7 protein-coding genes are annotated in these 7,587 nt (G+C 33.5%); all 7 read right to left on the bottom strand.

Translation table 11 applies throughout. The annotated features are described in order from the left end of the window. Positions 1 to 504, bottom strand: a 504-nt coding sequence (locus DSOL_RS24890) for a radical SAM protein (protein WP_235838993.1), incomplete at its 3' end; no start/stop codon positions are given. Between the two features lie 191 nt (positions 505 to 695). Then, positions 696 to 1,208: a S8 family serine peptidase gene (locus DSOL_RS24885; protein WP_282433578.1), complete on the bottom strand. Its 513-nt coding sequence runs from the start codon at positions 1,206 to 1,208 to the stop codon at positions 696 to 698. Positions 1,209 to 1,711: 503 nt separating this feature from the next. Then, positions 1,712 to 2,389 carry a response regulator gene (locus DSOL_RS24880; protein ID WP_075367419.1) on the bottom strand — a complete coding sequence of 226 codons (678 nt, stop codon included), beginning with the start codon at positions 2,387 to 2,389 and terminating at the stop codon, positions 1,712 to 1,714. Between the two features lie 59 nt (positions 2,390 to 2,448). Beyond that, a complete protein-coding gene (locus DSOL_RS24875) occupies positions 2,449 to 4,806 on the bottom strand; it encodes a sensor histidine kinase (RefSeq protein ID WP_075367418.1) in 2,358 nt (785 codons plus the stop codon). Continuing rightward, the gene (locus DSOL_RS24870) at positions 4,787 to 5,752 is read right to left on the bottom strand and encodes a polyprenyl synthetase family protein (protein ID WP_075367417.1); all 966 of its coding nucleotides are present in this window, start codon (positions 5,750 to 5,752) and stop codon (positions 4,787 to 4,789) included. The genes DSOL_RS24875 and DSOL_RS24870 overlap by 20 nt, the downstream gene beginning before the upstream one ends. A 6-nt stretch (positions 5,753 to 5,758) precedes the next feature. Next, a complete protein-coding gene (locus tag DSOL_RS24865; RefSeq protein ID WP_075367416.1) occupies positions 5,759 to 5,956 on the bottom strand; it encodes a hypothetical protein in 198 nt (65 codons plus the stop codon). Between the two features lie 330 nt (positions 5,957 to 6,286). Continuing rightward, on the bottom strand, positions 6,287 to 7,587 hold a 1,301-nt coding region (locus DSOL_RS24860), incomplete at its 5' end, for an ABC transporter ATP-binding protein (RefSeq protein WP_075367415.1).

Here is a 7,587-nt window from a genome sequence, read left to right as displayed (position 1 = left end):
CTTATTACCGTCTACACTTATTCCTATAGAAACATGCTTTCTATTTTTATTAATATAATTTTGAACTTTGGTAGTGTCATATAATAATCCATTTGTTGAAAAATTGAACATATAATTAGAAAACCATTTATGCCCTAACATATACATTCTTTGTTTAATGTAATCACTAACTGCATCTATTAAATCGATTTCTAAAAAGGGTTCTCCTCCAATAAATTCCCATACAACTGCTTCTTCGTTAAAAGTATTCTTATTTTCTAATACATAATCTACTACTTTTTTAGCTGTATCTACTGTCATTTTATTAGTTGAATTTTTACCGGTCATATAACAATATTTACATGCTAAATTACAATTTTCGGTAATTGACATTGTTACAGTTTTAATTGAAGTACCACCCCATTGTTCTGGTAAATTTCCCATTTTTATTTCATCAATAATTGGTAATGTTCCACCCCATTGTTCTGCTAAATTTCCCATTGTCAGTTCATTAATATTTTTCATGATAATCTTTCCTTTCTTATATAAGCTATGTTGAATAATAAAATTACAAATTAGTCTTTAAATAGTCACTAACTTGTTTACTACCACTAATTTCCTTGTCATATATTGCCTTAGCAATATATCCAGTAATATATGCAGCTGCAAAACTATTTCCTGCTATACAGCCATTTCCTTCATCATCATACACATTCTTAGGAACGGTACCTGGAGCATAATAAAAATATTTTTGATAGTAAAATAAGTTTTTTTTGATAAATATTACTACTACTTTTTACACCTATAACATTTCTAAAATAAGCCGGATATGACTTTTTACCATCATTACTTGCTGCTGACACTATCACGATATCTTCTTGTATAGCCTTATTTATTAACTTTTTCAATCGATATCTATATCTCCATTTTTTAGTGCCTAAACTCATATGTATAATATCCGGTTTATATAAAAGTGCTTTTTTTAGTGAATAAATTAATAAATTTCCATTCGAATATAAATTTTCATCTAAAATGTTCATACTAATTAATTCAATTTCCTGGAAAATATACTTTATAAGTAAAGCAATAATAGTACCATGATTATTAGTTATTTTCTCATTCGAATTTTCCATAAAAGTTCCATCCTTAGTAACACTAAAACCTATTGACTCTTTAATACAATTTAAATTAAATATTTCATTATTGATTCCACTATCAATAATTACTATACATACCTTTTTCTTTATTTAAATCACCTTCTCGTCTTCTAATAATTTTAAATTCTGCATGAACAATAATGTATGTTTTCAACTTTCCTTCTTTTGTTATGACTTCTACCATTATTTATGAATATTACGGTTCGACAGAGCCCTTATTCCATCTCAAGTCGACCCTGTGCGCTCTCTATCTAGAAGAGGTAGCTTACCAGAACTGAGGCTCTCACCGTCCGGAATTGTGGCTTAATTCGATCCAGATTATTCGAAAACTATTATTTAGATAAGATTATCGTATATTTTGAACTTTGTCCCTGGCAATTCTGCCAGTATTTTCTCTAAAATATTTTGACATATTATCCCATAATTCGACGATTTAAAGTAACAAAACACAAAAATGGAGAACTTAACAGTGCTAAGTCCTCCATTTTTGTGTTAATCATACATTCAATTACCCCACAAATCAGTTAAACCCTTATATTTCCTCCCTTAAGCTTTAGAATTTGTCGATTAGCCTATCAATACAATATCTCCTTATTTATACCCATTTGCCATTGTAGTACTGCTTCTAAACGTGTGCTCACTTCTAATTTAAAAAGGATATTACTAACATGAAAATTCGCAGTTCGAACTTTAATACCTAAAGCCGAAGCGACCTCTTTGTTATGTAAACCTTTCGAAACCAATTCCATTATTTCATTTTCTCTAGTGGTTAGTAGTTCCCTTGGAGTTATTCCAAGCTTAACGGAAGAATGTATGGTATCATTGTTATCTTCGAGTTGTAAACTTTGAGAAAAATAGACATCGCCATTATAAACTCTTAATATTCCTTGAATCATCTCATGTACTGAACAGTCTTTTAGTAGGAAACCATTGGCACCTTTACTAATAGACTTAGTAACGTATCCTTTGGGACTATGTCCGGTTAACATAATAATTTTCACTTCTGGTTGAACCGCTTTTATCTTGTCTATCAAATCAGTCCCACAGACATCAGGAAGCTTAATATCAAGCAATACGACGTCAGTCCTAGTATTACTAACTAAGTTTATACATTCAGTTCCGTTCTTTGCAATTCCTACTACCAAAATACGTGGTTCAAAAGATAACAAGGAGACAGTTCCTTCCGTAAAAAGCGTGTGGTCATCAACTACTAAGACTTTAACTCCTTCTGATTCTTCAGAACTCAAAGACAATCCTATCTACCTCCTCTATCAAAGAATACTTTGATTTTTTCTCGTGCTAATTAATCTTTTCAAACAATCGGAATGGAGGCTTTGAGCATTGTACCCTGGCCAATTGAAGAACTGATTTGTAGGATACCATCTAAGTTTTCCAATCTTTCTTTCATACCAACTATTCCAAAATGGGAACTCGTCAATGAACAATCCTCTATCTGACTGGTATCGAAACCTTTACCCGCGTCTATAACACTTAGTTCAATTTTTGATTCGTTTATCTCAATGTGAATCTTCAACTCGTTAGTACCCGAGTGTTTCACTGCATTTGTAATCCCTTCCTGCAAAAACCGATAGGCAGCTAATTCTATGTCTTCCTTAAAGCGTTCTTCTCGATTAATCCCTACTGTTTCTAGGGAAATTAACAATAACTCTTTTAGCATCATTTCTTCGCACATTAATTCAATAGCTGAAAGCAACCCTAAATCAGTTAAGGACGGGGGACGTAAATCATTACATATTAAACGAAGTTCGAAATTTAAGTCCTCAACTACTTCCCGCATATGAGAAATGGCCATTTTCGTTTTGACATCGTCATTGGTCAGACATTCTTCAACAAGGTATTTCAGCCATCGATTCAAATCCAGTCCTAATTGTAATGGTCCATCATGAATCTCACATGCTATTGACTTTCTCTCTTTCTCTATGCTCCTAAACAAAGCTGTGTTTATTCCTATAAGCCCCTGCTTTCTTCGTTGTGAGGCCAGAGATCTTTGGGCCAAGTCCTTGATTTCTTTCGACAGCTCCTTGATAACAAACGTCGTAATTAGACGTTGAGCTAATTGACTCGAAATCAATGTAATTAATGGTAGTTCGTCTAGTTCTATTTTGACGTAAGAATAATGATGGCCTAAAAATATCCCGCAAGTAAACTCATTTGAAACAAAGGGAATATAAATCTCAGCTGGAAAATCATCAGGCAGCATTTGTGCGTCTAAGCTAATCCTTGGATCAGCTTGAAAAAATTCCTCCAGTTCAGCTTGTTCAATTTGATTTTCTAAGAATCGTCCTACAGCTTTCTTTAGGTATCCTCCTTTAGCATCTTCTAGAGCAATAAAAATTCCCTCAATCGCCAGGCTTTTAACCACCTCTTCTAACATCCGGTTCTCTTCATTAATCATAGACAGGCTTTCGTTTAATTCAAGAATTCGTTTCTTAATAGCTTTCTTTCCTTCAGGAAGTAAATATTTGTCGAATAGCTTATTTAGCATAACTCTAATCAAGGTAAAACAAACAATGAACACAAAAAATATAGTTACCGTAGAAAGATACAACGCGAGATTAAACGCACTTGATAATTTTAAAAATTGTAAATAGGAGACAATAAAACTAATAATCACCCCGGCTACGAAATAAGAAATTATTGTCCCTAAAAGCCTACGACTATCCGGTAAATATTTATTGACTATGGCATAATACCAAGTAGCCGGGATCACGGAAACAAACAAGGAGCTGACATGGGCATTCAATATTGGTTGAAATCCAACGATAATTGGAACGGCCGTCAAGAGAACAAATGGTAAAAACCCTATCGCCATACCCATAAGTAGAATATTTACCTTGTTTTTATTCGGTTTATCTTTCGGCAGCTTTAATAATGTCCCTAAATTCCATAGTGTGAGAAGAACACCAATACTAACCGTTACTAAAACGAGTTTTCTTAGTTGACTAAAAAAGTGGACAATACCGGCAGATTGCAACACAGTTAAGGTTAATATGATTACGGTCATCAAGATTAACATTAGGCGACACAACTGTTTTGCTTGGTTAATTTTTACATCTGGAAAAGTTGCGACAAAATCAATTAGGAAAATAGGTACCGCAGAAAAAATTATATACTCTAATTCCCTGGCCAATAACAAATCGCGACTCGAAGCCGGAGCCAGGACGATAGCCAAACCTATAAACCAGTTCAGCCAAAATAAAGCACGGGCTTGAAGAAGGAAAGGGCGTCTAAACCATGCCATAAACCCTAAAATCCAAAAAACGAGTCCTTGGATCACCATCGGAATTTCGCTTAGTTCAGTCTGCAAAACTGGATGTTTAGGTATATTAATGATCTGAACGTTTGGCTGGTCAACCCTACGAACTTCGATAGTTGATGCCCCTTCCGCCTCACTCCATATTTGAACAGAGCGGTACTTATCCGGAACATCATTGTTGATTTTTATGATCAAATCTCCGACTCGCACCCCTGATTCGTATCCTTCGCCCTGAGTATCACTGTAAGTCACAATCCATTGTCCATTGACATTCTCAAGCTCAACACCTACGTAGGGTTGCTTAATAACAGCAACAGTATACACAAACCACATTACAAGAAAGGCGGCACTTGCATAATAATATGCTTGCCGCCTAAACATTTTCTTTAACAATTTTAATCATCTTCTCTTTGCGTTTTTCAGGAACCGGAATTGCTTGAATGATTTTTATCGACTTTTCCCGGAATATTTCATACATCACTCTGCAGTAATGGACAACCCCTTCATCGATAGCCAGTTGTTTTAAAAATTCTTCCTCGTCCTTCCCGATTCCCTTTAACCCTTTGCCTTCCATCTGAGTTAATTCTTTAAACTGTTCGGCTGTCTTACCCTTTAAATGGTTTAAAAGATAGACATATGGCAGGGTTTTGCGATTGTTCACAAAATCCCTCTTCTTTTCAAAGTTTATAAAATCGTTTAAATCGTTCCTGATTTGGCTCATTATGCCCAGGTTTGTCCCAAATTGTTCTAATTGAGACACCAACGATTCGGACGCGCCACCTAAGGTTGCTCCAATTTTACAAGCACAGGCCGTCAAACTTCCTGACTTACGCTTGACCAATTCGAAATATTGGTCTAGCGTGACTTGATCACGAGTGTCTAACAGAACTTCTTGCAATTGAGCATCACTGGCCGTTATCCACATATGGCTCAGAATTTGGTCAACTTCCCTGTAGAGTCTACTATCTCCATCAGGTAACGCCGAAGTAGCAGCATCAATACTCAACATACTTAAACATATAGCAAGGTTCTGCGCGTTAGCAGTGGGAATTTGACGCCAAGGTAGATCGTCATTATCTTGATCTTGTATATCATCAAAAATATCCGCTGCCAGAGCAGATAATTCCATGGCAATTGCACCTGGCAGCGCTACTTCAGACACTCCACTTACACACTCACAATTCATAAGCGTTAAGTGGGCCCACTTAAACAGTTCACCAGTCTTGCTGTCGGCATTCAACGAGGAATTAATCATAATCAGCATTTCGGGACTTAGTTGGGCTCTCGTTAGGATTTTATCAATTTCGATAGCAATAATTTGATCAAGCTGAATGTTCACTTTCTTTTATCCCCAATAACCTAGAGGTAAAAGTCCAATCGTCGCTACATCCCCAGATACCTCGCACTCTGAAAAAACCCTTTGGATGATATTTAATTCATTAGTCTTTAGTTCTGCCAAAGGTAGCCCAAGTTCTTGCGACAACATACTTTTGGGATTTTTGACTAAGTCGTGGACCAGTTCCGCAATGCTTTCATAGCTCATTTTCATTACACCCTTTCTTAATTAGCACTTGACGGTATTATCTAGTATTGGTTTTACAACTTGTTCTGTTCAAGAGCGATAAAAAGCCACATATAGCACATTTTCACTTCTAAAATGGCAGTAGGTTCTTTCCATCTGCTCCTTTTCATTTATTCCTCTTTCTTGTTTTCTTTTCCTGCAGTGAAATTTAGCTCATCCTGTCGCATAAGAATAAATAAATGTATAATTGAGATATTCGTGTGAAAGAAATAAAAAGTGCCCGGGATAGAAGTACAATTTGAATTAAATTCTCGATTCAACTATCAATAATTACATACGTACCTTTTTTGTTTAAATCACAATCACCTTCTCGTCTTTTAGTATTTTAAATTCGGCATTATATAACTCTTTGTATTTGGAACTTTCTTTCATTAATTTATTGTGTATACCACATCCCACCACTTCTCCATTATCAAGAACAATAATTAAATCTGAATTAATTATTGTGGATAATCTATGTGCAATTACTACAACTGTGTGATTTTCACTTAATTTATCTATAGATTTCTGAATATAACTTTGTGATATATTATCAAGTCCTGATGTGGATTCATCAAATAATATGATTTTTGAATTTTTTAAAATTGCTTTAGCAATAGCTAATCTTTGTTTTTGTCCACCTGAAATATTGGTAGAATTTTCACCTATTACGGTATCATATTCTTCAGGCAATGACATGATGTAATCATGAATATAAGCTTGTCTACATGCACTAAATAATTCTTCATCCCTCGCCTTATTATTAATAATTAATAAATTTTCTTTAATAGACAAATTAAACATAAATGGTTCTTGTCTAACTATAGCAATATTATTTCTTAATGAATTTTCATTAAATTTCGTGATATCAATATCATCAATTGTTATTTCCCCAGAAGATATATCATAAAATCTTAATAATAAATTAAAAATTGTAGTTTTACCTGAACCGCTATCTCCAACTATGGCAACTTTACTATTGGCATTAATATTTAATGTAACATTTTTAATAGTATAATGATTATTATATTTAAAATAAACATTTTTGAAATTTATATTTCCATTAACCTTTGAAACATTTACAGTTCCATATTCTTGATCAGGATATGATAAATTATTCATTAGATGAAAAATTCTTTCTATTGATACAAAAATTTGTTGAATTGTAGAATTCAATTTAGTAATATTCATTAATGATCCTGTAACTTGATCTGAGTATGTTGAAAATGCAATAAAATATTGCACAGTTAATGTACCATTAAAAATAAAAATCGCACTTACGAAAATTATTAATACCCTAAATATCAAATTTAATAATCCTGATATCCCATTAAAAATGTCATTAATTACGCTTACATTAAAGTCTTTATTTCTAAAACTTTTAGATATGTCGCAAAATATATTAAAAGCATAACTTTTTATTCCCATACTTCTTATTTCTCTTATTCCGGTAAGTGCTTGCTCAACATTTTTAAAATAATCATCATTAATTTTTCTAAGTATTTTGACTTTTTCTTTTGTTATCCTTCCAGCCTTATAAAAGATCATATAAGATATTGGAAAAGTTGATAAAGCTAACAGTGAAAGTGGAAGGCTAATTTTAACCATAGTGT

Source organism: Desulfosporosinus metallidurans, assembly GCF_001936615.1.
In the GTDB taxonomy this organism is placed as follows: Bacteria; Bacillota; Desulfitobacteriia; order Desulfitobacteriales; family Desulfitobacteriaceae; genus Desulfosporosinus; species Desulfosporosinus metallidurans.
The sequence above is the reverse complement of the archived record's forward strand: the minus strand, read 5'-3'. Positions and strand labels throughout refer to the sequence as shown.